The 24,837-nt window shown below is 70.4% G+C and carries 25 protein-coding genes; 18 read left to right on the forward strand and 7 right to left on the reverse strand.

Annotation, left to right across the window (positions count from 1 at the left end; all coding sequences use genetic code 11):
• Positions 1-44 precede the first annotated feature (44 nt).
• Positions 45-1,508: a sialate:H+ symport family MFS transporter gene (locus ACWGO0_RS31470; RefSeq protein ID WP_453542730.1), complete on the forward strand. Its 1,464-nt coding sequence runs from the start codon at positions 45-47 to the stop codon at positions 1,506-1,508.
• A 78-nt stretch (positions 1,509-1,586) separates the two neighbouring features.
• On the opposite strand, the gene ACWGO0_RS31475 is transcribed toward ACWGO0_RS31470, so the two are convergent.
• From ACWGO0_RS31475 to ACWGO0_RS31495, 5 genes are all read right to left on the reverse strand, one after another.
• The gene (locus ACWGO0_RS31475) at positions 1,587-1,802 is read right to left on the reverse strand and encodes a DUF6243 family protein (RefSeq protein ID WP_453542733.1); all 216 of its coding nucleotides are present in this window, start codon (positions 1,800-1,802) and stop codon (positions 1,587-1,589) included.
• 284 nt (positions 1,803-2,086) lie between these two features.
• On the reverse strand, positions 2,087-2,554 hold the full coding sequence (locus tag ACWGO0_RS31480; protein ID WP_453542736.1) for a MaoC family dehydratase: 468 nt from the start codon (positions 2,552-2,554) through the stop codon (positions 2,087-2,089).
• Between the two features lie 17 nt (positions 2,555-2,571).
• Entirely contained in the window at positions 2,572-3,909 is a 1,338-nt protein-coding gene (locus tag ACWGO0_RS31485; protein WP_453542739.1) for an MFS transporter, read from the reverse strand.
• Positions 3,910-4,051: 142 nt separating this feature from the next.
• The gene (locus ACWGO0_RS31490) at positions 4,052-5,278 is read right to left on the reverse strand and encodes an acetyl-CoA C-acetyltransferase (protein ID WP_453542742.1); all 1,227 of its coding nucleotides are present in this window, start codon (positions 5,276-5,278) and stop codon (positions 4,052-4,054) included.
• 127 nt (positions 5,279-5,405) lie between these two features.
• On the reverse strand, positions 5,406-6,329 hold the full coding sequence (locus ACWGO0_RS31495; protein ID WP_453542745.1) for a LysR family transcriptional regulator: 924 nt from the start codon (positions 6,327-6,329) through the stop codon (positions 5,406-5,408).
• 131 nt (positions 6,330-6,460) lie between these two features.
• On the opposite strand from ACWGO0_RS31495, the gene ACWGO0_RS31500 reads away from it, so the two are divergent.
• From ACWGO0_RS31500 to ACWGO0_RS31515, 4 genes are all read left to right on the forward strand, one after another.
• Positions 6,461-7,417 carry a CoA transferase subunit A gene (locus ACWGO0_RS31500; RefSeq protein WP_453542749.1) on the forward strand — a complete coding sequence of 319 codons (957 nt, stop codon included), beginning with the start codon at positions 6,461-6,463 and terminating at the stop codon, positions 7,415-7,417.
• A 35-nt stretch (positions 7,418-7,452) separates the two neighbouring features.
• Entirely contained in the window at positions 7,453-8,232 is a 780-nt protein-coding gene (locus tag ACWGO0_RS31505; RefSeq protein ID WP_453542752.1) for a CoA-transferase subunit beta, read from the forward strand.
• A 37-nt stretch (positions 8,233-8,269) separates the two neighbouring features.
• Complete coding sequence (locus tag ACWGO0_RS31510; RefSeq protein WP_453542755.1) at positions 8,270-9,811, forward strand: 3-hydroxyacyl-CoA dehydrogenase; 1,542 nt, start codon at positions 8,270-8,272, stop codon at positions 9,809-9,811.
• A 69-nt stretch (positions 9,812-9,880) separates the two neighbouring features.
• Positions 9,881-10,270: a VOC family protein gene (locus ACWGO0_RS31515; RefSeq protein ID WP_453542758.1), complete on the forward strand. Its 390-nt coding sequence runs from the start codon at positions 9,881-9,883 to the stop codon at positions 10,268-10,270.
• On the opposite strand, the gene ACWGO0_RS31520 is transcribed toward ACWGO0_RS31515, so the two are convergent.
• Together ACWGO0_RS31520 and ACWGO0_RS31525 are read right to left on the reverse strand one after the other, a co-directional pair.
• Entirely contained in the window at positions 10,267-10,953 is a 687-nt protein-coding gene (locus ACWGO0_RS31520) for a helix-turn-helix domain-containing protein (protein ID WP_453542761.1), read from the reverse strand. The genes ACWGO0_RS31515 and ACWGO0_RS31520 overlap by 4 nt on opposite strands.
• Before the next feature lie 13 nt (positions 10,954-10,966).
• Positions 10,967-12,106: a YihY/virulence factor BrkB family protein gene (locus ACWGO0_RS31525; RefSeq protein WP_453542764.1), complete on the reverse strand. Its 1,140-nt coding sequence runs from the start codon at positions 12,104-12,106 to the stop codon at positions 10,967-10,969.
• Between the two features lie 17 nt (positions 12,107-12,123).
• On the opposite strand from ACWGO0_RS31525, the gene ACWGO0_RS31530 reads away from it, so the two are divergent.
• The 13 genes from ACWGO0_RS31530 (at position 12,124) to ACWGO0_RS31590 (ending at position 24,833) form a co-directional block, all read left to right on the forward strand.
• Entirely contained in the window at positions 12,124-13,761 is a 1,638-nt protein-coding gene (locus ACWGO0_RS31530) for an acyl-CoA dehydrogenase family protein (RefSeq protein WP_453542767.1), read from the forward strand.
• Between the two features lie 298 nt (positions 13,762-14,059).
• Entirely contained in the window at positions 14,060-15,349 is a 1,290-nt protein-coding gene (locus tag ACWGO0_RS31535; protein ID WP_453542770.1) for a GAF domain-containing protein, read from the forward strand.
• Positions 15,350-15,408: 59 nt separating this feature from the next.
• The gene (locus ACWGO0_RS31540) at positions 15,409-16,005 is read left to right on the forward strand and encodes a GNAT family N-acetyltransferase (protein ID WP_453542773.1); all 597 of its coding nucleotides are present in this window, start codon (positions 15,409-15,411) and stop codon (positions 16,003-16,005) included.
• 119 nt (positions 16,006-16,124) lie between these two features.
• A complete protein-coding gene (locus ACWGO0_RS31545; protein WP_309486338.1) occupies positions 16,125-16,208 on the forward strand; it encodes a putative leader peptide in 84 nt (27 codons plus the stop codon).
• A 114-nt stretch (positions 16,209-16,322) separates the two neighbouring features.
• Complete coding sequence (locus ACWGO0_RS31550) at positions 16,323-18,020, forward strand: nitrite/sulfite reductase (RefSeq protein ID WP_453542776.1); 1,698 nt, start codon at positions 16,323-16,325, stop codon at positions 18,018-18,020.
• Positions 18,017-18,196, forward strand: coding sequence for a hypothetical protein (locus ACWGO0_RS31555; protein WP_328906565.1), 180 nt, complete (start codon positions 18,017-18,019; stop codon positions 18,194-18,196). The genes ACWGO0_RS31550 and ACWGO0_RS31555 overlap by 4 nt, the downstream gene beginning before the upstream one ends.
• On the forward strand, positions 18,193-18,909 hold the full coding sequence (locus ACWGO0_RS31560) for a phosphoadenylyl-sulfate reductase (RefSeq protein ID WP_453542781.1): 717 nt from the start codon (positions 18,193-18,195) through the stop codon (positions 18,907-18,909). Before ACWGO0_RS31555 ends, ACWGO0_RS31560 begins: the two co-directional genes overlap by 4 nt.
• A complete protein-coding gene (gene cysC, locus ACWGO0_RS31565) occupies positions 18,909-19,478 on the forward strand; it encodes an adenylyl-sulfate kinase (RefSeq protein ID WP_453542784.1) in 570 nt (189 codons plus the stop codon). Before ACWGO0_RS31560 ends, cysC begins: the two co-directional genes overlap by 1 nt.
• Complete coding sequence (gene cysD / locus ACWGO0_RS31570; RefSeq protein WP_453542786.1) at positions 19,475-20,410, forward strand: sulfate adenylyltransferase subunit CysD; 936 nt, start codon at positions 19,475-19,477, stop codon at positions 20,408-20,410. Before cysC ends, cysD begins: the two co-directional genes overlap by 4 nt.
• Position 20,411: 1 nt before the next feature.
• Positions 20,412-21,764 (forward strand): sulfate adenylyltransferase subunit 1, encoded by a 1,353-nt coding sequence (locus ACWGO0_RS31575; RefSeq protein WP_453542789.1) that lies wholly within the window; start codon positions 20,412-20,414, stop codon positions 21,762-21,764.
• A gap of 243 nt (positions 21,765-22,007) precedes the next feature.
• Positions 22,008-23,123 (forward strand): aliphatic sulfonate ABC transporter substrate-binding protein, encoded by a 1,116-nt coding sequence (locus ACWGO0_RS31580; RefSeq protein WP_453542792.1) that lies wholly within the window; start codon positions 22,008-22,010, stop codon positions 23,121-23,123.
• Between the two features lie 53 nt (positions 23,124-23,176).
• A complete protein-coding gene (locus ACWGO0_RS31585; RefSeq protein ID WP_453542795.1) occupies positions 23,177-23,968 on the forward strand; it encodes an ABC transporter ATP-binding protein in 792 nt (263 codons plus the stop codon).
• The gene (locus tag ACWGO0_RS31590) at positions 23,955-24,833 is read left to right on the forward strand and encodes an ABC transporter permease (protein ID WP_453542798.1); all 879 of its coding nucleotides are present in this window, start codon (positions 23,955-23,957) and stop codon (positions 24,831-24,833) included. The genes ACWGO0_RS31585 and ACWGO0_RS31590 overlap by 14 nt, the downstream gene beginning before the upstream one ends.
• The last annotated feature ends 4 nt before the right edge of the window (positions 24,834-24,837 follow it).

The raw sequence follows: 24,837 nt of genomic DNA on the forward strand, positions 1-24,837 counted from the left end.
GCGCGCTCAAGGACGAGCGGCGCGTCCCGCATCCTGGAGAGACCGTGCAGACCACTTCACCCCCCACGCTCCCCTGGTACCGCGAGGTGAGCCGCAGCCAGTGGAAATCGTTCTTCGCCGCGTGGATCGGATACGTCCTCGACGGCTTCGACTTCGTCCTGATCACGCTCGTACTCACCGAGATCAGTGACGACTTCGGCCTGAGCACGGTGCAGGCGGCCAGCCTGATCTCCGGTGCGTTCATCACGCGATGGCTCGGCGGCGCCGTACTCGGTGCCATCGGCGACCGGTACGGCCGCAAGCTCTCCATGGTGCTGAGCATCGTGCTCTACTCCCTGGGCACCTTCGCCTGCGGATTCGCCTGGGACTACCATAGCCTCTTCGTCGCCCGGCTCGCCATCGGGATGGGCATGGCCGGTGAGTACAGCGCCAGCGCCACGTACGTCATGGAGAGCTGGCCCGCCAAGGTCCGCAGCCGGGCCAGCGGTTTCCTGATCTCCGGGTTCTCCGTGGGCTCCGTGCTCGCCGCACAGGTCTACAGCTGGGTGGTGCCCTCGCTCGGCTGGCGGTGGATGTTCTATCTGGGCCTGATACCGATCGCCGTCGCGCTGTGGATGCGGCGTGCGCTGCCGGAGGCCGAGGAGTGGGCGGAGTCCGTCGCGGACAAGGGCGCAAAGCCCAACCCGTTCCGGCCGCTGTTCGTGACCCGTGGCCGGGCCACCGTCAACACGGTCCTCGCCGTGGCCGCCACGCTCTCGCTCTTCCTGATCTTCACACCGGGCGGCGAAGGCTTCGTACCGGTCCTGTCGGTCGTGGCGGGTCTGTCCCTCGCCGCGTTCGCGGTGCAGCTCGGCGGGAAGCGCAGCCGGCTGCTCTACGTCTCGATGATCGTGACGCTGTTCTTCGCGTTCCTGTACTCGTGGCCCATCCAGGCGCTGCTTCCCACCTATCTCAAGACGGAGCTGGGTTACAGCACCGACCAGGTCACCGATGTCCTGTACTTCGCGGGCTTCGGGACCATGGTGGGCTGCTGGGCGGCGGGCTTCCTGGGCGACTGGATCGGGGCGAAGAAGGCGTACGCGCTGACCCTGCTGGCCTCGCTCGCCTTCATCTATCCCGTCTTCGCCGTGCGGGACAATCTCCTGCTGCTGGGCTGTCTGCTGTTCCTGCTGCAGGCGACCGGCTTCGGTATCTCGGGGCTGCTGCCGCGGTACATCGGCGGGCACTTTCCCACCCACAGCCGCGGTGCGGCTCTCGGCTTCACGTACAACGTGGGGGCCCTGGGCGGAGCCGTCGCACCGGTTCTCGGCGCCCATCTCGCCTCCGGGATGGAGCTGGGGCAGGCACTGGCGGTGCTGACGTTCTCGGGCACGGTGATCGTGGCCCTGCTGGTCGGGTTCGATGTGCCGGCACGGCTGAACCGCCTGACGGATCCGGACGCGGAGCGGGATCACCTGGCGGTGCCGCTGGGGTCGGAGCGGCTCGAACCGGCGGCTGCGAGGCGGTGACGGGGCACCCCCGGTACGGCAGCAGGGCCCGGACCGCGCGTCGCGGTCCGGGCCCTGCTGCCGTGCGGCGGCGTTAGGTCAGCTCTGTGCGGTGTCGTCGCCCGCCTGCCCGCCGGCCTCGGCCGCGCGTGCCTTCTCGCGCATCTTGCGCACCAGCTCGGCCTTCTGGTCGGCTGCGCCCTGGCGGTCGAGGTTGCGGTGCGGACCGTTGTTCTGCCGTTCGGCGCGGGACAGCTTCTTTCGCTGGCCGCCGCCCATGCCCACGGGGTTGTTGATGTTCTTGCTGACGGTCACGGGTTCTCCCGGTAATGATGTGAAGTGATCTACGGATTCATCGGTGGGGGACGGGCGGCGACGTCGAAGGACGTCAGCAGGGGCCCATCACGCTCTCACTCGTAAATCGGCGTCTGGAAGAACATGACAAAGACGTTACCCGGTTCCGTCGGCCCCGCACACCAGCCTTTTCGCCGCCCCGGTGCCGGCCGGACCTCCGGCGAGCACACTGACGGCACGAGAGATTATCTCACTGCGCCCCGCCGTTACGGGACAGCCTTCAGGCCCTGATCCGCCGGACAGTCCTAGGGGTAGAAGTGCGTCAGGGACTCGGCCACGCATGCCGGTTTCTGTGAGCCCTCAAGTTCGAAGGTGAAGGACCGGGTCATCTGTACGCCGCCCCGCGCGACCTCCTGTACCGCCGCGACCGAGGCGTGCAGCCTGACCCGGCTGCCGACCGGGACGGGCGCGGGGTACCGGACCCGGTTGACGCCGTAGTTGAGGGCCCGGCCCACGCCGCGTACCCGGAGCAGTTCGCCGAACATCGGGATGCCCCAGCTGAGGACCATGAAGCCGTGCGCGATGGTGTGTCCGTAGGGGCCGGCAGCGGCGCGTTCGGCGTCGGTGTGAATCCACTGGTGGTCCCCGGAGACGTACGCGTACGTGTCGATGAGCTCCTGGGTGATCTCCTTCCAGTCGGAGTGCCCGAGGTCGCGCCCGCTCAGGGCGAGGATCTCCGGGATGCCGTTGACGCTCAGCGGGCTCGGTGACACGGTCCTTCTCCGTTCGGTCAGGCGGTGGCGGGGACGGTGGCCCGTGCGGCGACCGGCTCCGCCGCCTGCTCGTCGTGGTTGGGGCGCTTGAGCAGGAGCAGCATGCAGCCCAGGGTCAGTGCCACCTGGAAGACGGCGTACGCGATGACGGCGGCGATCGATCCGGTGCGGTTCAGCAGGAACTGGCCGATGATCGGGGTCGTGCCGCCCAGCAGCGTGCCGCACAGCTGGTAGCAGAGCGAGATGCCGGTGTAGCGCAGATGGGCCGGGAAGCGGCTGGCGAGCATGCCGGCGAGCGCCGCGTAGTAGAGGCAGTGCGGGATGGTGGCGACGGCGACGCCGAGCATCGCGAGTCCGTAGTTCCCGGTGCTGATCAGGATGAACATCAGCGGCATCAGGATCAGTTCGGGCACCAGCATCACGGTCACGGCCCGGGACCAGCTCTTCATGCGGGTGGCCATCACCGCGCCGAAGGGCTGCACGATGATCTGGGTGACGTTGGCGACGAGGATGATCGTCAGGAACGAGCTGCGGTCGAAGCCGAGCGAGGTCGTGGCCCAGGAGAGCGCGAACGTGGACTTGAAGTAGGTCGCGGACAGGCCGATGGTGCAGGCGCCGATCCCGAGCGCGATCAGCATCGGCTGGGTGCGCAGGACCTCGGTGAGCGGGAGCTTGACGACCTCCTTCTTCTTGATGAGGTCGGCCATGGCCGGGGACTCGGAGACCTTGAGCCGTACGAGGAGTCCGACGATGACGAGTGCGGCGGACGCGAGGAACGGCACCCGCCAGCCCCAGGAGACGAACGCCTCGTCGGGCAGCTGGCTGATGGCCAGGAAGCTCAGGGTGGAGAGGGTGTTGCCGACGGGCGAGCCCTGCTGGGCGAACGCCCCGTACAGCACGGACTTGCCCTTCGGCGCGTGCTCGGAGGCGATGAGGACCGAGCCGCCCCATTCGCCGCCGAGGCCGATTCCCTGGATCATGCGGATGGCTACCAGCAGGATCGGCGCGGCGATGCCGATGGAGGCGTAGCCGGGCAGCAGGCCGATCGCGGTGGTGGAGATGCCCATCATCAGGAGCGTGATGACGAGGGTCTTCTTGCGGCCGAGGCGGTCGCCGTAGTGGCCGAAGATGATGCCGCCGATGGGGCGGGCGAGGAAGCCGACCCAGAAGGTCGCGAAGGCCACCAACGTACCTATGGGGCCTTCGAGTTCGGGGAAGAAGACCTTGTCGAAGACGAGGGCGGCCGCGGTCCCGTAGATGTAGAAGTCGAACCATTCGATGGTCGAGCCGATGAAGGCTCCGAATCCTGCGCGCTTGGCGGCCCTTGTGCGCTCTTGCGCGGTGGACGCACTCATGGTGGCTCCCGATGAACGTCGTTGAGCGAGCGGATGGCGGCATGGCGAAGCGGCGTCGCCCGAGACGCGCGCCCCGCCGGGGAATGCCGGGGAGGGGTTGGAGAGGGGTTGGGAGTGTGGGGCCGGAGGGGGTGAAGTGGGGTCAGGGGGCGATGCGTTCAAAGACCGCGGCGAGGCCCTGTCCGCCGCCGATGCACATGGTCTCCAGCCCGTAGCGGGCCTCGCGGCGGTGCATCTCGCGGGTCAGCGTGGCGAGGATGCGGGCGCCGGTGGCGCCCACCGGGTGACCGAGGGAGACGCCTGAGCCGTTGACGTTGATCCGCTCCTCGTGGTCCTTCTCGCCGAGGCCCAACTCACGTGTGCAAGCGAGCACTTGTGCGGCGAATGCCTCGTTGAGCTCGATCAGGTCCAGGTCGGCGAGGGTGAGCCCGGCGCGGCCGAGCGCGGCGTGGGTGGCCGGGACGGGGCCGATGCCCATCGTCGCGGCGGGGACTCCCGCGCGGGCGAAGGAGACGAGGCGTACGAGCGGGGTGAGGCCGAGCCGCTCGGCGGTGGCTGCGCTGGTCACCAGGCAGGCGGCCGCGGCGTCGTTCTGGCCGCTGGCGTTGCCCGCGGTGACGGTGGCCTCCGGGTCGGACTTCCCCATGATGGGGCGCAGCGCGGCGAGTTGCTCGGCCGTGGTGTCCGGGCGCGGGTGCTCGTCGGCGGTGACGACCGTCTCGCCCTTGCGGTTGCGTACGGTGACGGGGACGGTCTCCGCGTCGTACCGGCCCTCGGCCACGGCGCGTGCGGCCCGCTGTTGCGAGCGCAGGGCCAGCGCGTCCTGGTCGGCGCGGCTGATCGCGTACGCGCGGCGGAGGTTCTCCGCGGTCTCGATCATGCCGCCGGGGACGGGGTGGTTGACGCCGCCCGCGGTGACCCGGCCGCGTGCGAGGGAGTCGTGGAGCTGGAGGCCGGGGCCCTTGATGCCCCAGCGTCCGTCGTGCGTGTAGTAGGGGGCCGCGCTCATCACGTCGACGCCGCCCGCGATCACGATGTCGCTGAAGCCGGCCCGGATCTGCATCGCCGCGTCGAGGACGGCCTGGAGTCCTGAGCCGCAGCGCCGGTCGATCTGTGCGCCGGTGACGGAGACGGGCAGTCCGGCGTCCATGGCCGCGACCCGGCCGATGGCGGGCGCGTCGGACGAGGGGTAGGCGTGCCCGAGGATCACTTCGTCGACCCGGGCGGGGTCGACGCCGGTGCGGGCGACGACCTCGGCGATGACGCGCGCGGCGAGCGAGGCCGGCGTCTGCTGTGCGAACGCTCCGCCGAAGCGGCCGATGGGGGTGCGCAGGGGTTCGCAGATGACGACATCGAGCTGGTCGGGCACGGCGGGACCTTCCGAAGGGGGCCGGTGGGGGCGGGGGCTGGAGGTGTGGAGGTGTGGGCCGACCCTCGCATCAGGTGACTGATTCGGTCCAATATTGAATTCCCCCTGATTCAAGACGTGGCGCGTCTCAATGGGGCGAGCCGGTGTCGAGCCGCGCCGGGGCGGGGGTCGGCAGTGCCTCCTCGGCGACGGCGAGCACCGCGCGGAGCGCGGCGGACGGGTTGTCGTGGCGCCATGCCAGGGCCGCCTGGCGTCGGATGGGCGGTCCGGCGAGGGGCCGGTAGACCAGCCCGTGCTGCTGGATGTGCTGGACGGACGTGACCGTGAGGGTGACACCGACCCCGGCGGCGACGAGTGCCAGGATCGTGTACGAGTCGGGGGCCTCCTGCACCACACGCGGGTTGAACCCGGCGGCCTCGCACGCCTCGACCATGGCGTCCCGCACGGTGGATCCGGTGTTGGCGGGGAACGAGACGAAGGGTTCTTCGGCGAGCACCGCCAGCGGTACGCGGTCCAGCTGGGCGAGCCGGTGGTCCGAGGGCAGGGCGCAGATCAGCTCCTCCTCGTCGATCACCCGGTGGGTCACTCCGGGCTGGGTCACCGGCAGCCGGACGAAGCCGAGGTCGAGCGAGCCGTCCGCGACCCGGGACAGGGCGACGTTGGCGTACGTCTGGCCCGTCATGACGAGCTCCAGGCCGGGGTGGGCGGCGCGCACGGCCCGGGTCAGCTGCGGCAGGGTCTCGTGGCTGGAGGCTCCGGCGAATCCGATGGTGACCCTGCCGTACTCACCGCGTCCGGCTGCCTTGGCCGCCCGTACCGCCGTATCGAGGTCGTCGAGCACGGTGCGTACCGGTTCGAGGAAGGACTCCCCCGCACTGGTCAGGCGGACCGAGCGGGTGTTGCGTTCGAAGAGCTGCACGCCGAGCTGCTTCTCCAGCTGGCGGATCTGCTGGCTCAGCGGGGGCTGGGCCATCTGCAGCCGCTTGGCGGCCCTGCCGAAGTGCAGCTCCTCCGCCACGGCGACGAACGCGGTCAGGTGTCGCAGTTCCATGTCACACCTCACTGCCGCTCGGCCGGCATTCATTAATCAGCGGTCTTGATGCGACCTTAATTTGGTATTGGACAGCAATCAATGGCCGCTGACACGGTGGTGCCACCCGCATGCGCACGCCGAGGAGCACCGTGGACAGGACAGCCAGGCCGGACAGGACCGACAAGGTCATGACGATGAAGGCGGCGATCGCCGCCTTCGTCCATGACGGGGACACCGTCTGCCTCGAAGGCTTCACCCATCTCATCCCGACCGCCGCGGGACACGAGATCATCCGCCAGGGCCGCAAGGACCTCACCGTCGTCCGGATGACCGCCGACATCGTGGTGGACCAGATGCTCGCGGCGGGCTGTGTCTCCCGGCTCGTCTCCTCCTTCGTCGGCAACTCGTCCGCCGGATCGCTCGGCAATCTGCGGCGCCGGATCGAGAGCGCCGATCCTGAGCCGCTCGCCTACGAGGAGTACAGCCACTACGGGATGATCTGCCGCTATCTCGCGGGCTCCCAGCGGCTGCCGTTCTATCCGCTGCGCTCGTACGGCGGCAGCGATCTGCCGACCGTCAACAGCGACCTGCGCAAGGTCACTTCGCCCTATCCGGGACCGGACGGCGAACCGGAGCAGATCTATGTCGTGCCGCCGGTCAACCCCGATGTGACGATCATCCACGCGCAGCGCGCCGACCGGATGGGCAACACCCAGATGTGGGGCCTGACCGGTATCCAGGCGGAGGCGGTGTACGCGGCGAGGAAGGCGGTCGTCGTGGTCGAGGAGCTGGTGGACGACGAGGTGATCCGCTCGGACCCGAACCGTACGCTCGTCCCCGCCCACGCGGTCCACGCCGTCGTCGTCTGCCCGCGCGGCGCGCATCCCTCCTTCGCGCAGGGGTACTACGACCGCGACAACGCCTTCTACCGGGCCTGGTCGCAGATCAGCCAGGACCCGGACCGCATCCAGGCGTGGCTGGACGAGTGGGTGCGCGGGACGGCCGACCACGCCGAGTACGTGGCGAAGCTGGGCGAGGAGTTCTGGGCGGGGCTGGCCGTCGGCGAGGCGCTGAGCGAGCCGGTGAACTACGGACGCCGACTGTGAAGACCGCGAGTACGGGATACGAGAAGGAGCCGGTCATGACCATCACCGCACAGGACACCCCCGTCACCTCGTCGGAGCTGCTGTCCGTCGTGGCGTCCCGCGAACTCGTCGCGCGCCGCACGGTGTTCGCGGGCATCGGGCTGCCGACGCTCGCCACCGAGCTGGCGCATCTGACGGTCGCGCCGGAGATCGAGGTGGTGTACGAGTCGGGGGTCTGCGGCGCGCACCCCTCCCACCTGCCGGAGACCATCGCCGACGCCGTCCTGATCACGGGGGCCGAGGCGGTCATCTCGATGCCGACGCTGTTCGGCTGCGTGCTCCAGGGCGGGCACATCGACGTCGGCTTCCTCGGGGCCGCCCAGATCGACCGCTGGGGCAATCTCAACACCTCCGTGATCGGTGACTGGGAGAGCCCGGCGGTGCGGCTGCCGGGGTCCGGTGGCGGTGTCGAGGTGATGGCCAACGCGCGCGAGGTCTTCGTGGTGATGCGCCGGCACACTCCGCGTTCCTTCACCGATCCGCTGGACTTCTGCACGACCCCGGGCCCCGACCGTGCGCTCGCCGAGGGCATCCGTCCGCTCGGTGTCGGCGTCACCCGGGTCATCACCGAACTGGGCATCCTGGCCCGCGAGGGCATCGGCCACGAGCTGCGGCTGGTGGCCGTCCAGCCGGGCGTCACGGTCGAGCAGGTGCGGGCCGCGACCGGCTGGGACCTCCAGGTCGCCGATACGGTCACCACCGTCGAACCCCCGACCGCGGCCGAGCTGCGCCTGTTGCGCGAGGATGTCGACCCCGAACGCGTCTATCTCCGCTGAGCCGGGAACCGAACCTACCGAGAGGACCGCAACCGCCATGCGTATCAGGATCGTCGGCGCAGGAGCCATGGGCCGCGGCATCGCCCAGTGGGCGGCGACCGCAGGACACACCGTCGAGCTGTGCGACGTACGCGCCGAGGCGGTGAAGGACGCCGTGGAGTTCGTGAAGGGGATGCTGGAGCGCGCCGTGCGGAAGGGCCGCCTGTCCGCCGAGGAGTGCGCGGCCACCGTCGGCCGGCTGGTCCCGCTCGACGACCCGTGGGCGGCGGGCCCCGATGTGGACCTCGTCATCGAGGCCGTACGGGAGGATCCGGCGACCAAGGCCGAGGTCTTCGGCAGGCTGGAGCGGGCGCTGCCCGCCTCGGCCGTCTTCGCGACGAACACCTCGTCCCTGTCGGTCACCGCGATCGCGGCCACGCTCCAGGACCCGACGCGCCTGGCGGGACTGCACTTCTTCAACCCGGTGCCGCTGATGAAGATCGTCGAGGTGGTGCCGGGCGCGGCCACCCGCCCGGAGATCCCGCCGGCCCTCACCGCCCTGGTGGAGAGCTGCGGGCACCGCGCGGTCACGGTCGCCGACACCCCGGGCTTCCTGGTCAACCACGCCGGGCGCGGACTGGTGACCGAGGCGCTCGCGCTGCTGGAGGAGTCGGTCTGCGACCCGGCGGGCATCGACCGGATCGCCCGCGAGGTGCTGGGGCTGCGGATGGGCCCGTTCGAGTTGATGGACCTCACCGGCCTCGATGTGACGGCGGCGGTGATCGACTCGATCTGGCAGGGCTTCCGTTACGAGGACCGCCTGCGGCCCTCCTATCTGACCCCGAACCGGGTCGCAGCGGGGCTGCACGGGCGCAAGACAGGACAGGGCTGGTTCGCGTACGGCCCCGAGGCGCCCGCCCCGGCCCCGGAGGCGCCGGTCACCGGTGACGCTGAGCGTCCGGTGTACGTCGTGGGTGAGGCGTCGGACCCGGAGGCCGCCCGGCTGCGCGCCGAGCTGGCGGCGGCGGGCGCCACCGTCGCCGCCGGGCCTGTGCCCGGCGCGGACTGCGTCGTCCTCGTCCCGGTCTGGGGTACCACGGTGGCCGAGGCCGTCGCCGCGCACGGGCTGCCGGCCGGCCGCACGTTCGGCGTGGACCCGCTGCCCGCCGCGGGTCGGCGCCGGGTGCTCGCCGTGACGCCCGCGTCGGACCCGGCCGCCGCCCGGGACGCCCGTGCGGTGCTCGCGCGGGCGGCGGACGGGGAGGAGCCCTGGGCCGTGTCGGTGGTCCGGGACACGGCGGGTTCGGTCGCGCAGCGGCTGCTGGCCTCCATCGTCTCGGTCGCCGCGTCGATCGCGGAGCGTTCCCTCGCCACGCCCGCCGATATCGATCTGGCCGTCACGACCGGGCTCGGCTACCCGGTGGGGCCGCTGGCCTGGGGCGAGCGGGTCGGCGCCGGGCGGATGCTGGAGCTGCACCGGTCCCTGCACGCCTCGACGGGCGACCCGCGCCACCGCCCGACCCGCTGGGTCACCGAACGCGCGCGGCTCGGGCTCGCCCTGACCGACCCGGGCACCTCCCCCGCCGACTGCGCGGGGTGAGGCCGGCTGTCCGCCGCCGCGACCGATTCGTACAAGACCGGCGGCGGGCATCCCCTCTACCTTTTGATCATGACTCCACGACTCGACGCGATCAGCATCACCACCGCGGACCTGGGCGCATCGCTCGCCTTCTACCGCCGGCTCGGGCTCGACATCCCGGCAGGCGCCGAATCCGCACCCCATGTCGAAGTGGCCCTGCCGGGCGGGCAGCGGCTGCTGTGGGACACCGAGGACGTCGTCCGCTCCTTCGATCCCGACTGGGCGGGAACGAAGGGCGGCGAGCGCCTCGGGCTCGCCTTCCTCTGTGACAGCCCGGCGGAGGTGGACGCGGTGTACGGCGAGCTGACGGGCGCCGGATACGAGGGCCACCTCGAGCCGTGGGACGCGGTGTGGGGGCAGCGTTACGCGGTGGTGCTCGACCCGGACGGCAGCGCGGTCTCTCTCTTCGCCAACGCCTAGCACCTCAGATAGTCGCTGAGCGTCATGCCCGCCAGGTCCCGCATCTCGCGGGCCAGGTGGGCCTGGTCGGTGCAGCCCGCGGCGTACGCGGCATCGGCGTACGGCATTCCGGACCGTACGAGACCGAGCGCGCGCTGCAGTCTGAGGACCCGGGCCAGTGTCTTGGGCCCGTAGCCGAACGCCGCCAGGGAGCGCCGGTGCAACTGGCGGGCGCCCAGGCCCGCCGCCCCGGCCGTTTCGGCGACCGACCGGCCCTGTCTCAGGTGTGCGGCGACGGAGACCATGAGGGGGTCAGGCCGTTCGGCCTCGGCCGCTCTGCGCAGGGCGAGGTCCTCCAGTGCCGTGACGGGATCGGCCGCCTCACCGATCCGCTCGGTGAGCCCGCGGACGTGGGCGGCGGGCCAGAGACCGTCGAGGGCGACCCGGCGGTCCCGCAGTTCGTGCGCCGGTACGCCGAAGAAGGCCGGAGCCGTGCCGGGAGCGAAACGAATCCCCGCGCACGGCCCTTCGTCCTCGTCGGAGACCAGGAACGCGTGGGTGTCGGGGCCCGCTACCCGGAGCCCGCCACCGGACCAGAGCAGGTCCATGCACCCGTCGGGGAGGACCGGCCGGGCGGGGCCGCCACGGCGGTCGACCGTCCAGAGAACCGCGCCTTCGATGCGCGACGCCCACTCCTCGTACATCCGGGACCACTCCCTACGGGCCTGTCCTCGTCTCCTTGTCGCGGCTGCCGTGCAGCCGGGACTTCACGTCGTCCGGCGGCAGGAACCGCGACCAGCGCTCCGGGAACTCGGACGGCATGTACACGTCCTCCTCGTCCTCGTCCTCCTCGTACGCGCTCACGGCGGAGCGCGCGCGGGCCACGAACTCGGCGGCCTGCGCCGCCCGGAGCCGCTCGTTGGCCGCGCGGGCGGCGGCGGTCGCGAGCGAGGGCCACACCCGGTCGATGGCCGCGTTGACCGCGGCACCGACCAGTACCGCGAACGCGGAGATACCGATCCATAGCAGGACAGCGATGGGGGCGGCCAACGAGCCGTAGATCGTGGGGCCTTCGACCGTGCTGGTGAGGTAGATCCGGAGCAGGAAGCTGCCGACCACCCACATCCCGAGCGCCACCAGCGCACCCGGCACGTCCTCGATCCACGGCGAACGGACCGGCACCGACACGTGGTAGAGCGTCGTGAGGAACGCGATGGTGAGCAGGATGACCAGCGGCCAGTACAGGACGGCTATGACTTCCGTGCCCCAGGGCACGAACTCCACGACCCGGTCGGGCCCGACCACGAGCAGCGGCAGCACCACCGCGCCGAGCAGCAGCGCGATGACGTACAGCAGGAAGGCGAGCAGCCGGGTCTTGACGATGCCCCGCTCCCCGTCGAGTCCGTACATGACGGTGATCGTGTCGATGAAGACGTTCACCGCGCGGGAGCCGGACCATAGGGCGATCGCGAAGCCGATGGAGATCACATCGGGACGGGCGCCCGTCGTCACGTCGTCCAGCAGCGGTTTGGCGAAGTCGTTGACGCCCCGCTCGGACAGAACCGTCTGCGCCGCGTTGAGGATGTTCCGCTCGATGGAGGCGACCGTGGTGGTGGTCGTCCACTCGTCGACGTATCCGAGCAGCCCGATCAGGCCGAGCAGCAGCGGCGGCAGCGACAACAGGGTGAAGAACGCCGCCTCGGCCGCGAGGCCGAGGATGCGGTACTCGATGCACGAGTTGACGGTGTCCTTGAGCAACCGCCATGCCATCTGCCGCATGGATACGTCGCGGTAGAGGACGCGAGCCCGGTGGAGCCGACCCGACGGCCGCTCGGGTGTTTCATTTGCTGCCTGCACCTCCTTACCGTAGCGGCATGGCAGCCACCACCCACACAGTGACCAACCAGGTTCCACCGCTGGTCGGCTATGACGTCTTCCACGCGGATCTCGCCCTCGGCGAGGCCGTGGAGCGGCATGTCTCACCCGATCTCCTCGCGCAGGTACGGGAGGAGCTCGGCACACTCGGCCGGTCCGCCGGTTCCGCGCACGCCCAGGAATGGGGTGCTCAGGCCAACGAGAACCCGCCGAAACTGCGTACGCACGACCGGTACGGACATCGCATCGACGAGGTGGAGTTCCATCCGTCCTGGCACCGGCTGCTGGGCCACGCCGTGGCGGCGGGTCTGACCGACGCCTGGGGCAGGCCGGGCGGTCATGTCCGGCGCGCGGCCGGGTTCCTGGTGTGGACGCAGAGCGAGGCGGGCCACGGCTGCCCGCTGTCGATGACGCACGCGGCGGTGCCGGCCCTGCGGACCGATCCGGCGCTGGCCGCCGAGTGGGAGCCGCTGCTGACGTCGAACGTGTACGAGGAGGGGCTTCGGACACCGTCGCGGAAGGCCGGTGTGCTCTTCGGGATGGGCATGACCGAGAAGCAGGGCGGCACCGATGTGCGGTCCAACACGACACGGGCCGAACCGCTGGCCGCGGACGGGGAGTATCTGCTCACCGGCCACAAGTGGTTCTGTTCGGCGCCGATGTCCGACGGCTTCCTGGTGCTCGCGCAGGCCCCCGGGGGCCTGACCTGCTTCCTCCTGCCGCGGGTGCTGCCGGACGGAACGCGGAACGTGTTCGCCATCCAGCGCCTCAAGGACAAACTGGGCAACAGGTCCAACGCGTCCAGCGAGGTCGAGTTCGACGGCACATGGGCACGCCGGGTCGGCGAGGAGGGGCGCGGGGTGCGCACCATCATCGAGATGGTGGCGGCCACCCGGCTCGACTGCGTGGTCGGTTCGGCCGCGCTGATGCGGCAGGCGGTGGCGCAGGCGATCCATCACACGGCGTACCGCAGCGCGTTCGGCGGTCTGCTGATCGAGAAGCCGCTGATGCGCAACGTACTGGCCGATCTGGCACTGGAGTCGGAGGCGGCGACGACGCTCGCGATGCGCTTGGCCGCCGCGTACGACGCGGACACCCCGCAGGAGCGGGCGTTCCTGCGGATCGCCGTGCCCACCGCCAAGTACTGGGTGACGAAGCGGTGCACGGCCGTGGTGGGCGAGGCCCTGGAATGTCTCGGGGGCAATGGATACGTGGAGGAGTCCGGTATGCCGCGCCTGCTGCGCGAGGCGCCGCTGAACTCGATCTGGGAGGGCTCGGGGAACGTACAGGCACTGGACGTGCTGCGGGCGTTGCAGCGCGAACCGCAGGCCCTCGACGCGTTCCTTCAGGAGATCGGGACGACTCGGGGCGCCGATCACCGGCTCGACGGGGCGATCAAGGATCTGCTCACCGAACTGGCGGACCTGGAAGCGGTGGAGGCGCGGGCCCGTCGGCTCGTGGAGCGGATGGCGCTGGTGCTCCAGGGTTCGCTGCTGATCCGCTGGGCGCCGCCGGAGGTCGCCGACGCGTTCTGCGCCTCACGGCTGGGCGGGGACTGGGGCTCGGCGTTCGGGACGCTGCCGCACAGTCTCGGCGTGGCATCGGTGGTGGAGCGCGCACGGGCCTACGACCGGTAGGAGCCGGGCCGATCAGGGAAAAGCGACGGAGGGTGGTGCTGCGCCGACACGGCACCACCCTCCATGCTTGTGCAACACCTGGCCACGGGGCACAGGCCCCGTGGTGCGGTGTTCCGTCACTCTCGTCCGGACCTGTACCCGCTGACCAGAGTTGCAAGGGGTTGCAAGCATTGATGGAGTTCACGCACGCGGCGCCGGACAACGGCAGGATAGGGACCGTCCGGCCACGGCCGGCCGTTCCGCGGGTCCGCACCCCGCAGCGGAACGAACGGGGAAGAACGATGAGGGGGAACGTGTGATGCGGACCAGCCACGCCGGGCAGCCGCGTGGGGTCGTCCCGTCGGCCGACGGGGCCTCGCGACTGCTCCACGAGGCGCGCGAGGCCAGGCAGGCGGGCGAGCGCGCGCGGGTCGCGCCGCGTGCGGAGATCGACGCCTCGTGGGACCGGGTGGTGCGCAGCGGCATCGACCCGGACCAGTCGACGGAGAGCGAACTGCTCGGGTCGAACGAGATCGAGCACCGGCGGAACGCCTCCACGCTCGGCGAGGTGATGCCGTTGCTCCGCAACGGTCTCGCCTCGATCGCCGACGCCTCGCAGCAGATCATGGTGGTCACCGATGTGGACGGCCGGGTGCTGTGGCGCCAGGGGCATTCCGCGGTGCTGCGCCAGGCCGACGGCATCTGTCTGGAGGAGGGTGCCGCGTGGTCGGAGACGATCACGGGCACCAACGCGATCGGCACGGCACTCGCCACGCGCAAGCCGATCCAGGTCCATTCCGCCGAGCACTTCGTCCGCTCGCTGCACACCTGGACCTGCGCCGCCGCTCCCGTACGCGATCCGCGGGACGGCCGGCTCGTCGGCATTCTGGACATCAGCGGACCGGCCCGCACCTTCCATCCGGCCACACTGGCGCTGGTCGACTCCGTCGCCAAGCTGGCGGAGAGCGAGATACGGATGCGGCATCTGGCGGCGATCGAGCGGCTGCGGTCGGTGGCCGCGCCGATTCTCTGCCGGCTGAGCGGCCGGGTGCTGGCGGTCGACAGCCACGGCTGGCTGGCCGCGGTCACGGGCATGCCGCCGGTGGACCGGCTGCCCCTGCCGAAGTCCCTGCGGGCGGGCCGGGTGTGGCTGCCGTCCCTGGGCATGTGCCAGGTGGAGCCGCTGCCCGGCGGCTGGCTTGTGCAGGTGGCCGACACGAGCCCGGAGGGTCCGCCGCGCCGGGTGGTGCTGGATCTGAGCAGGGCCAGGGCGCTGACGGTCGATGTGATCACGCCGGTGGGGGCGTGGGCCCAGCGGCTCTCGCCGCGCCACGCGGAGCTGCTGTACGCACTGGCGCTGCGTCCCGAGGGGCGTACGGCGGCGGAGCTGGCGCAGGACATCTTCGGGGACGCGACGAGGACGGTGACGGTCCGGGCCGAGATCTCCCGGCTGCGGCGCCATCTCGCGGAGGTGCTCGCCCACCGCCCGTACCGCTTCGGCGAGGGCGTGGAGGTGGAGGTCATCCACCCCCGGGACCCGGCCGATCTGCTGCCGCACTCGAAGGCGCCGGTGGTGGTCGGGGCGCGGGGGGCCGCGAGCACTCCCTGAGCAGGACCAGGACCCGGACCCGCCTTGGCCGAAATCGAACGGCGTGATTCCCTGGCCGTATGAGCAACCCATCGCGCCCCGACACTGCCACCACCGCGGTGACCATCTGGTCCCTGGAGCAGTCCTCGCCCGCCGACCTGCGCCCCTCGGCCGATCCCGAGGGCGATGTGCGGGTCGTGCGCTCCGAGAGGCCGCTGCCGGAGTTCAGCCGCTTCCTCTACACGGCGGTCGGCGGCGACATCCAGTGGACCGACCGGCTCGGGATGTCGTACGCGCAGTGGCAGGAGGCCCTGAACCGGCCGGGGGCCGAGACGTGGGTGGCGTACGAGAACGGCACCCCGGCCGGATACGTGGAGCTCGACCCGCAGGACGACGGCGTCGTGGAGATCATGTACTTCGGCCTGATCCCGGCCTTCCGGGGACGGCGGATCGGCGGGCACCTCCTCTCGGTCGGCGTGGCACGTGCCTGGGACCTGGCCGAGCGCTGGCCCGAGCGGACGCCGACGAAGCGGGTATGGCTCCACACCTGCTCCAAGGACGGTCCGCACGCCATGGACAACTACCTGCGGCGGGGTTTCCGGCTCTTCGACACCCGGACCGAGCAGGAGGCGGACGTGGAAACGCCCGGACCCTGGCCCGGTGCCCACGTCATCTGAGTCGACTTGTCGACCCCGCGGGAGTGACGGGCGACACAATGTCTCACCCTTCGGGACTATGTCGTCCACATTGTGGATCGTGGTGGACTGCTCGGAACTGCGCGTGACACGCTTCCGTCATGTCTGGAACTGGAATTGCCTTGGTGAGTCGGCGGCACGTCGACCTCGGCCGCATGTCCAGCGCCATCTGTCCGGCGAGCTGAGACACCCAGCACCGCCGCGATCCCCTTACCTCTGCTGACTCAGCGCACCGCCGCGCCTCCGCGCGAGTGTGCAGTTCAGAGCCGCCCTCCCGCAGTCCCGAAGGACGTATTGTCATGGCCGCCACCCCGGAACAGCCTGCGACCACCGCGCCCCGCCGCAAGGCCGGACGCCACCGTGGCGAGGGCCAATGGGCCATGGGGCACTTCACCCCGCTCAACGGGAACGAGCAGTTCAAGAAGGACGACGACAGTCTCAACGTGCGGACACGTATTGAGACGATCTACTCCAAGCGCGGCTTCGACTCGATCGACCCCAACGACCTTCGTGGCCGCATGCGCTGGTGGGGTCTGTACACCCAGCGCAAGCCCGGCATCGACGGCGGCAAGACCGCGATCCTGGAGCCGGAGGAGCTGGACGACCGCTTCTTCATGCTCCGGGTCCGCATCGACGGCGGCCGGCTGACCGCCGCGCAGCTGCGGGTCATCGGCGAGATCTCGCAGGAGTACGCGCGGGGCACCGCCGACATCACCGACCGGCAGAACGTCCAGCTGCACTGGATCCGCATCGAGGACGTTCCGGCGATCTGGGAGAAGCTGGAGGCCGTCGGGCTCTCCACCACCGAGGCGTGCGGCGACTGCCCCCGCGTGATCATCGGTTCGCCGGTGGCGGGTATCGCGGCGGACGAGATCATCGACGGCACACCGGCGGTCGACGAGATCCACGACCGCTACATCGGCAGCCCCGAGTTCTCGAACCTGCCCCGCAAGTTCAAGACCGCGATCTCCGGCTCGCCCGTGCAGGACGTGGTCCACGAGATCAACGACATTGCGTTCGTCGGTGTCGACCACCCCGAGCACGGCCCCGGCTTCGACGTCTGGGTCGGCGGCGGGCTCTCCACCAACCCGAGGCTCGCGGAGCGGCTCGGCACCTGGGTGCCGCTCGACGAGGTCCCGGACGTCTGGGCCGGCGTCGTCGGCATCTTCCGCGACTACGGCTACCGGCGGCTGCGGACCCGCGCCCGTCTGAAGTTCCTGATGGCCGACTGGGGTCCCGCGAAGTTCCGCCAGGTGCTGGAGGACGAGTACCTCAAGCGCCCGCTGCTCGACGGGCCTCCCCCCGCCCAGCCCTCCTCACGCTGGCGCGACCACATCGGCATCCACCAGCAGCGCGACGGCCGGTTCTACGTCGGCTTCGCCCCGCGGGTCGGCCGTGTGGACGGCTCGACGCTGGCCAAGATCGCCGACCTCGCGGCGGCGCACGGCTCGGACCGGCTCCGTACCACCGTCGAGCAGAAGATGATCATCCTCGATGTGGAGCAGGACCAGGTCGACTCGCTGGTCGCCGGTCTGGAGGCGCTGGACTTCCAGGTGAAGCCCTCGCCGTTCCGGCGGGGCACGATGGCCTGCACCGGCATCGAGTTCTGCAAGCTGGCGATCGTCGAGACGAAGGCGCGCGGCGCCTCGCTCATCGACGAACTGGAGCGCCGCATGCCGGAGTTCGAGGAGCCGCTGACGATCAACATCAACGGCTGCCCGAACGCCTGCGCCCGTATCCAGACGGCCGACATCGGCCTCAAGGGCCAGCTCATGCTCGACGAGGACGGCAACCAGGTCGAGGGCTACCAGGTGCACCTCGGCGGCGCCCTGGGCCTGGAGGCCGGCTTCGGCCGCAAGGTCCGTGGCCTCAAGGTCACTTCGGCCGAACTGCCCGACTACGTCGAGCGCGTACTCGGCCGCTTCCAGGAGGAGCGCGAGGACGACGAGCGCTTCGCGACCTGGGCCGCCCGGGCCAGTGCGGAGTCGCTGTCATGAGCGAACGAGCCGCGCCGTTCTACTGCCCGTACTGCGGCGACGAGGACCTGCGCCCGCACGAGACCGGGCACGGCGCCTGGGAATGTGCTTCCTGCAACCGCGCGTTCCAGCTGAAGTTCCTGGGGCTGCTGTCCCAGGGGCTGAAGCGCAACGACGTTGAAGGGGACGGGATATGACGGACACTCTGCAAACCGCCGAGCTCACCGACGAGGCTCTGAGGGAACTGGCCGAGAACGCGGGCCGGGAGCTGGAGAACGCCTCCGCGCTCGACATCCTGAAGTGGGCGACCGACACCTTCGGGACGCGATTCTGCGTGACGTCCTCGATGGAGGACGCGGTGGTCGCCCATCTCGCCTCGCGCGTCGCCCCCGGTGTGGACGTCGTGTTCCTCGACACCGGCTACCACTTCGAGGAGACCATCGGGACCCGGGACGCGGTGGACGCGGTGATGGACGTGAACGTCATCACCCTCACCCCCCGGCAGACCGTGGCCGAGCAGGACGCCGAGTACGGGCCGAAGTTGCACGACCGCGACCCCGACCTGTGCTGCGCACTGCGGAAGGTCAAGCCCCTTGAGGACGGCCTGACTTCGTACACCGCCTGGGCCACCGGCCTGCGGCGGGACGAATCACCGACCCGGGCGAACACGCCGGTGGTGGGCTGGGACGAGAAGCGGCGCAAGGTCAAGATCTCGCCGATCGCCTCGTGGACGCAGGACGACGTGGATGCCTATGTTGCCGAACACGGCGTCCTGACCAACCCGCTCCTGATGGACGGATACGCCTCCGTGGGCTGCGCGCCCTGCACCCGGCGGGTGCTGGAGGGCGAGGACGCACGCGCCGGCCGCTGGGCCGGCCGGGGCAAGACCGAGTGCGGACTGCACGGCTGATGACAACGGATCAGGAGACTTCGATGAGCGTGACGGAGACGGGGGCCACCGTCTGGCTGACCGGTCTGCCGAGCGCGGGCAAGACGACCATCGCGTACGAGCTGGCGGGCCGCCTGCGCGGTGACGGGCACAAGGTGGAGGTGCTCGACGGCGACGAGATCCGCGAGTTCCTCTCCGCGGGGCTCGGCTTCTCCCGCGAGGACCGCCACACCAACGTGCAGCGGATCGGCTTCGTCGCCGAACTGCTCGCGGCCAACGGTGTGAAGGTGCTGGTCCCGGTCATCGCGCCGTACGCGGACAGCCGCGACGCGGTCCGCAAGCGCCACCGCACCGAGGGCACCGCCTATCTGGAGGTGCACGTCGCGACCCCCGTCGAGGTGTGCTCCGAGCGTGACGTGAAGGGGCTTTACGCCAAGCAGGCAGCGGGCGAGATCAGTGGCCTGACCGGGGTCGACGACCCCTACGAGGCACCCGAGACGCCCGATCTGCGGATCGAGTCGCACCAGCAGACCGTGCAGGAGTCCGCAGCCGCGCTTCGCGCGCTGCTCACCGAGAGGGGCCTGGCGTGACGACCGTCGCCACCGTGCCGGAAGGCACCGTCCATCCTTACGCGCTCAGCCACCTGGACTCCCTGGAGTCCGAGGCGGTGCACATCTTCCGCGAGGTGGCGGGGGAGTTCGAGCGGCCGGTGATCCTGTTCTCCGGCGGCAAGGACTCGATCCTGATGCTGCACCTGGCGCTCAAGGCGTTCGCGCCCGCGCCGGTGCCGTTCACGCTGCTGCACGTCGACACGGGGCACAACTTCCCCGAGGTCCTGGAGTACCGGGACCGCACGGTCGAGAAGTACGGGCTGCGGCTGCACGTCGCCTCCGTACAGGAGTACATCGACGCCGGGAAGCTCCGCGAGCGCCCCGACGGCACCCGCAACCCGCTGCAGACGGTTCCGCTGACCGAGGCCATCCAGCAGCACCGTTTCGACGCGGTGTTCGGCGGCGGACGCCGCGACGAGGAGAAGGCGCGCGCCAAGGAGCGGGTCTTCTCGCTGCGCGACGAGTTCTCCCAGTGGGACCCGCGCCGTCAGCGCCCCGAGCTGTGGCAGCTCTACAACGGCCGCCACGCGGCCGGTGAGCACGTCCGGGTCTTCCCGATCTCGAACTGGACGGAGCTCGACGTCTGGCAGTACATCGAGCGCGAGGGCATCGAGCTCCCCGAGATCTACTTCGCCCATGAGCGCGAGGTCTTCAACCGCTCCGGGATGTGGCTGACCGCGGGCGAGTGGGGCGGTCCCAAGGACCACGAGAGCGTCGAGACCCGGCTGGTGCGCTACCGCACCGTCGGCGACATGTCCTGCACCGGCGCCGTCGACTCCGACGCCACCACGCTGGACGCCGTGATCACCGAGATCGCCGCCTCCCGTCTCACGGAGCGGGGCGCGACGCGCGCCGACGACAAGATGTCCGAGGCCGCGATGGAAGACCGTAAGCGCGAGGGGTACTTCTAACATGACCACACCCATCCAGCAGGCCGCCGAGGTGTCGACCACCACGCTGCTTCGCTTCGCCACCGCGGGCTCGGTCGACGACGGCAAGTCCACCCTCGTGGGACGGCTCCTGCACGACTCCAAGTCGGTCCTCACCGACCAGCTGGAGGCCGTGGAGCACGCGTCCCGCAACCGGGGCCAGGAGGCGCCCGACCTGGCGCTGCTGACCGACGGGCTGCGGGCCGAGCGCGAGCAGGGCATCACCATCGATGTCGCCTACCGCTACTTCGCCACGCCTGCCCGCCGGTTCATCCTCGCCGACACCCCGGGCCATGTGCAGTACACCCGCAACATGGTCACCGGCGCCTCGACCGCCGAACTGGCCGTGGTCCTGGTCGACGCCCGTAACGGTGTCGTCGAGCAGACCCGCAGGCACGCCGCCGTCGCCGCGCTCCTGCGCGTCCCGCACGTCGTCCTGGCCGTCAACAAGATGGACCTGGTCGAGTACGCGGAGCCCGTGTTCGCCGCCATCGCCAAGGAGTTCACCGCGTACGCGGCGTCCCTCGGCGTCCCGGAGATCACCGCGATCCCGATCTCCGCACTCGCCGGTGACAACGTCGTGGAGCCCTCCGCCAACATGGACTGGTACGGCGGCCCGACCGTGCTGGAGCACCTGGAGACGGTGCCGGTCAGCCACGACCTCACCGCCTGCCACGCCCGGTTCCCCGTCCAGTACGTCATCCGTCCGCAGACCGCCGAGCACCCCGACTACCGTGGTTACGCGGGCCAGATCGCCGCGGGCGCCTTCCGGGTCGGCGAGTCCGTCACCGTCCTGCCCTCGGGCCGCACCTCGACGATCGCCGGGATCGACGCGCTCGGCGAGAGCGTCGACGTCGCGTGGGCACCGCAGTCCGTCACCATCCGGCTGGCCGACGACATCGACGTCTCGCGCGGTGACCTGCTCGCCCCCGTCGGCGACGCGCCCGCGGTCACCCAGGACGTCGAGGCGACCGTCTGCCACGTGGCCGACCAGCCGCTCTCGGTGGGCCAGCGGGTGCTGCTCAAGCACACCACCCGCACGGTCAAGGCGATCGTCAAGGACATCCCGTCCCGCCTGACCCTGGACGACCTCTCCCAGCACCCCGCGCCGGGGCAGCTGGTCGCCAACGACATCGGCCGGGTCGTCGTGCGCACCGCGGAACCGCTCGCGCTCGACTCGTACGCGGACTCCCGGCGCACCGGCTCGTTCCTGCTGATCGACCCCGCGGACGGCACGACGCTCTCCGCCGGTATGGCGGGTGCCTCGTTCGCCGAGGTGGCCGGGGCCGCGCAGGACGAGACCCCGGCGGGCGACGACGCCGAATGGGACTTCTGATGGGTATCGACGTCTTCTCGACCTTCGCGAAGGAGGGCGGCCGGGTCGGCAGCGGCGCCCTCGGCAGCGGCACGGGCGGGGTCGGGCGATGTGCGTGATGACGTACGCGCACTGCCTGCGCGCCCGCTCGCACCAACCGCACCGCCTGCACCGCCCGTTCAGACGAAGACCTGCCGACTTCCCGGCCACGTCCCCTGACTTCCGAGGGACGTGAGGACCGGGCCGACGAGAGGAAAGCCTCCCGTGTCAGCCCCACGTTCCACCGTCCGCCGCAGCCTCGCCGCTGCCGCCGCCCTGCCGCTGCTCGCCGTGGTGCTCACGGCCTGCGGTTACGGTTCCGAGGCCAAGGACGACGACGCCAAGAAGGCGAACGTCTCCGCCGGCGGCAAGAAGCTCTCCGCGGACAGCGTGAAAATCGGGTACTTCCCGAACCTCACGCACGCCACCGCCCTGGTCGGTATCCAGGAAGGCCTGATCGCCAAGGAGCTCGGCGGCACCGAGGTGAAGCCCTCGACGTTCAACGCGGGCCCCTCCGAGATCGAGGCCCTCAACGCGGGTGCGATCGACATCGGCTTCATCGGCCCCTCCCCCTCCATCAACGGCTTCTCGAAGTCCGAGGGCAAGAGCCTGCGGATCGTCGGCGGTTCGGCCTCCGGCGGCGTCAAGCTGGTCGTGAACCCGAAGAAGATCAAGACCCTGGACGATCTCCGGGGCAAGAAGATCGCCACTCCTCAGCTCGGCAACACCCAGGACGTGGCGTTCCTCAACTGGATCTCCGAGAAGGGCTGGAAGGTCGACGCCCAGAGCGGCAAGGGCGACGTCTCCGTGGTCCGTTCGGACAACAAGGTGACGCCGGACGCCTTCAAGGCCGGCTCCCTCGACGGCGCCTGGGTGCCTGAGCCGACCGCGTCCAAGCTGGTCGCCGAGGGCGGCAAGGTACTCCTCGACGAGTCGTCCCTGTGGCCCGACAACAAGTTCGTGATCACGAACATCATCGTGTCGCAGAAGTTCCTCTCCGAGCACCCCGATGTCGTCGAGGCGGTGCTGCGCGGCACGGTGAACACCAACGCGTGGATCAACGCCAACCCGGACGAGGCGAAGGCCTCGGCCAATGCCGCGCTCAAGGAGCTGAGCGGGAAGCCGCTGGCCCCGGAGGTCCTCGACCCGGCGTGGGAGTCCATCCAGGTCACCGATGACCCGCTGGCCGCGACGCTCGACGCGCAGGCCGAGCACGCGGTGAAGGCGGGTCTCCTGGACAGGACGGACCTGACCGGCATCTACGACCTCAAGCCGCTCAACAAGATCCTGAAGGCCGCGGGCAAGCCCGGGGTCAGCGACGCCGGTCTCGGCGTCAAGTAGCCCGACCGCCCATCCGTATCCAGGATTTCCAGGATTCCCAGGAGGTGACGACCATGGCGACCACCACCCTCACCAAGGCCGAGGACCGTGCGGCGGTCGAGCACGCCGCTCGTATCTCGCACGTCTCGAAGTCCTTCGCAGGACCCACGGGTCAGCAGCTCGTGCTGGACGACATCACGATCGATGTCGCTCCCGGCGAGTTCGTCACCCTCCTGGGAGCCTCCGGGTGCGGTAAATCCACTCTGCTCAATCTGGTGGCAGGACTCGACCGCCCGACCGCGGGGTCCATCGAGACCCCCGGCGGGCGGCCGGCCCTGATGTTCCAGGAGCACGCGCTCTTCCCCTGGCTGACCGCGGGCAAGAACATCGAACTCGCCCTGCGGCTGCGCGGGGTGCCGAAGCAGGAGCGTCGTACGGAGGCCGAACGGCTTCTCGAACTCGTCCGGCTCGGCGGCTCGTTCGGCAAGCGCGTGCATGAACTCTCCGGCGGAATGCGCCAGCGTGTGGCGATGGCCCGCGCCCTCGCCCAGGACAGCCAACTGCTGCTGATGGACGAGCCGTTCGCCGCGCTCGACGCCATCACCCGCGATGTGCTGCACGACGAACTGACCCGGATCTGGCGCGAGACGAACGTCTCCGTCCTCTTCGTCACCCACAACGTGCGCGAGGCGGTGCGGCTCGCCCAGCGGGTCGTACTGCTGTCGTCCCGGCCGGGGCGGATCGCCCGGGAGTGGACGGTCGACATCGAGCAGCCGCGCCGCATCGAGGACACCGCGGTGGCGGAGCTCTCCGTCGAGATCACCGAACAACTGCGTGGGGAGATCCGCCGACATGGCCAGCACTGACACCAAGACCGACGATCTGGCCGGTCTCGAAGCCGGGCTCGACGCGCTGGACGCCGTACAGGTGCGGCGCACCCCGGTGCGCGAGGTCCTGGTCGGCAAGGTCCTGCCGCCGCTCCTCGCGGTGGTGCTGGTGGTGGCGGCCTGGCAGCTGCTGGTCACCGCGCAGGTCACCGAGGACTACAAGCTGCCGCCGCCGTCCGCCGTCTGGGACAGCGCGGTCGACATGTGGCTGCAGGGGACCCTGCTGGAGGTCATCTGGACCAGCGTCTCGCGCGGCCTGCTCGGATTCCTGCTCGCCGTGGCCCTCGGTACACCGCTGGGCCTGCTGGTGGCCCGGGTGAAGTTCGTCCGGTCCGCCATCGGCCCGATCCTGTCCGGGCTCCAGTCCCTGCCCTCCGTGGCGTGGGTGGCGCCGGCCGTGATCTGGCTCGGGCTCAACGACCAGATGATGTACGCGGTGATCCTGCTGGGCGCGGTCCCCTCGATCGCCAACGGTCTGGTCTCCGGAGTCGACCAGGTGCCGCCGCTGTACGTCAGGGCGGGCCGCACGCTCGGCGCGACCGGGCTGCGCGGGACCTGGCACATCGTCCTGCCGGCGGCGCTCCCGGGTTACCTGGCGGGGCTCAAGCAGGGCTGGGCCTTCTCCTGGCGTTCGCTGATGGCGGCCGAGATCATCGCGTCCTCCCCCGATCTGGGCCTGGGACTCGGCCAGTTGCTGGAGAACGGCCGCAACAACTTCGACATGCCGGGGATCTTCCTCGCCATCCTTCTCATCCTGTTCGTCGGTGTCGCGATCGACCTGCTGATCTTCAGTCCGCTGGAGCGGCGGGTCCTGCGCAGCCGCGGCCTCCTCGTGAAGGGCTGAGTCC

The organism is Streptomyces sp. NPDC055749, from assembly GCF_053617235.1.

What these genes read in the sequence shown, in the direction of transcription:
- ACWGO0_RS31485 (WP_453542739.1), bottom strand. Translation starts at nt 3,909, where the DNA reads ATGAGTGCGTCCACCGCGCAAGAGCGCACAAGGGCCGCCAAGCGCGCA.
- ACWGO0_RS31495 (WP_453542745.1), bottom strand. Translation starts at nt 6,329, where the DNA reads ATGGAACTGCGACACCTGACCGCGTTCGTCGCCGTGGCGGAGGAGCTG.
- ACWGO0_RS31505 (WP_453542752.1), top strand. Translation starts at nt 7,453, where the DNA reads ATGACCATCACCGCACAGGACACCCCCGTCACCTCGTCGGAGCTGCTG.
- ACWGO0_RS31510 (WP_453542755.1), top strand. Translation starts at nt 8,270, where the DNA reads ATGCGTATCAGGATCGTCGGCGCAGGAGCCATGGGCCGCGGCATCGCC.
- ACWGO0_RS31515 (WP_453542758.1), top strand. Translation starts at nt 9,881, where the DNA reads ATGACTCCACGACTCGACGCGATCAGCATCACCACCGCGGACCTGGGC.
- ACWGO0_RS31520 (WP_453542761.1), bottom strand. Translation starts at nt 10,953, where the DNA reads ATGTACGAGGAGTGGGCGTCGCGCATCGAAGGCGCGGTTCTCTGGACG.
- ACWGO0_RS31530 (WP_453542767.1), top strand. Translation starts at nt 12,124, where the DNA reads ATGGCAGCCACCACCCACACAGTGACCAACCAGGTTCCACCGCTGGTC.
- ACWGO0_RS31535 (WP_453542770.1), top strand. Translation starts at nt 14,060, where the DNA reads ATGCGGACCAGCCACGCCGGGCAGCCGCGTGGGGTCGTCCCGTCGGCC.
- ACWGO0_RS31540 (WP_453542773.1), top strand. Translation starts at nt 15,409, where the DNA reads ATGAGCAACCCATCGCGCCCCGACACTGCCACCACCGCGGTGACCATC.
- ACWGO0_RS31545 (WP_309486338.1), top strand. Translation starts at nt 16,125, where the DNA reads ATGTCTGGAACTGGAATTGCCTTGGTGAGTCGGCGGCACGTCGACCTC.
- ACWGO0_RS31550 (WP_453542776.1), top strand. Translation starts at nt 16,323, where the DNA reads ATGGCCGCCACCCCGGAACAGCCTGCGACCACCGCGCCCCGCCGCAAG.
- ACWGO0_RS31555 (WP_328906565.1), top strand. Translation starts at nt 18,017, where the DNA reads ATGAGCGAACGAGCCGCGCCGTTCTACTGCCCGTACTGCGGCGACGAG.
- ACWGO0_RS31560 (WP_453542781.1), top strand. Translation starts at nt 18,193, where the DNA reads ATGACGGACACTCTGCAAACCGCCGAGCTCACCGACGAGGCTCTGAGG.
- cysC (WP_453542784.1), top strand. Translation starts at nt 18,909, where the DNA reads ATGACAACGGATCAGGAGACTTCGATGAGCGTGACGGAGACGGGGGCC.
- ACWGO0_RS31575 (WP_453542789.1), top strand. Translation starts at nt 20,412, where the DNA reads ATGACCACACCCATCCAGCAGGCCGCCGAGGTGTCGACCACCACGCTG.
- ACWGO0_RS31585 (WP_453542795.1), top strand. Translation starts at nt 23,177, where the DNA reads ATGGCGACCACCACCCTCACCAAGGCCGAGGACCGTGCGGCGGTCGAG.
- ACWGO0_RS31590 (WP_453542798.1), top strand. Translation starts at nt 23,955, where the DNA reads ATGGCCAGCACTGACACCAAGACCGACGATCTGGCCGGTCTCGAAGCC.